Source organism: Brevundimonas sp. UBA7534, assembly GCF_002479325.1.
Taxonomy (GTDB): domain Bacteria; phylum Pseudomonadota; class Alphaproteobacteria; order Caulobacterales; family Caulobacteraceae; genus Brevundimonas.
In genome coordinates, this window is record NZ_DLMO01000137.1 from 1,691 (window position 1) to 2,608 (window position 918).

Consider the following 918-nt stretch of genomic DNA (forward strand, 5'->3'; position numbering starts at 1 on the left):
GTCGTCCATGACGCCGCCCTTCTTGAGGAAGGCGCGGTCCTTGTCGAGGTTCTCCAGCGCCTCGCGCAGCGAGCCGCAGACCTCGGGGATCGAGCCGCGTTCTTCCGGCGGCAGGTCGTACAGGTTCTTGTCGGCCGGCGCGCCCGGATCGATTCGGTTCTCGATGCCGTCCAGGCCCGCCATCAGCAGCGCCACGAAGGTCAGATAGGGGTTGCCCATCGGATCGGGGAAGCGGGCTTCCAGGCGCTTGGCCTTGGGCGACGAGACGTGCGGGATGCGGATGGAGGCCGAACGGTTGCGAGCCGAATAGGCCAGCTTCACCGGCGCCTCATAACCCGGCACAAGGCGCTTGTAGCTGTTGGTGGTCGAGTTGGAGAAGGCGTTGATGGCCTTGGCGTGCTTGATGATGCCGCCGATGTACCAAAGGCATTCCTGCGACAGACCGGCGTATTTGTCGCCGGCGAACATGGGCTTGCCGTCCTTCCAGATCGACTGGTGCACGTGCATGCCCGAGCCGTTGTCGGCGAACATCGGCTTGGCCATGAAGGTCGCCGACTTGCCGTAGGCGGCCGCGACGTTGTGGATCACGTACTTGTAGAGCTGCAGCCGGTCGGCCATCGTCAGCAGGTCCGAGAACTTCAGACCCAGCTCGTGCTGCGCCGGCGCCACCTCGTGGTGGTGCTTCTCGGGCTGCAGGCCCAGGTCGCGCATGACGCCGAGCATCTCGCCGCGCAGGTCCTGGCCGCTGTCGACCGGATTGACCGGGAAGTAGCCGCCCTTGGGTCCCGGGCGGTGGCCCATGTTGCCCTCGGTGTACTCGGCGCCGGTGTTTGCCGGAAGCTCCGTCGAATCATAGGCGTAGCCGGTGTCGTGCGGCTGGGTCGACCAACGCACGTCGTCGAAGATGAAGAACTCGGC

1 protein-coding gene is annotated in these 918 nt (G+C 65.6%); it reads right to left on the minus strand.

Features of this window, described 5'->3' with window-relative positions; genetic code table 11:
- Positions 1-918, minus strand: a 918-nt coding sequence (gene glnA / locus B2U11_RS11315; RefSeq protein ID WP_292071832.1) for a type I glutamate--ammonia ligase, incomplete at both ends; no start/stop codon positions are given.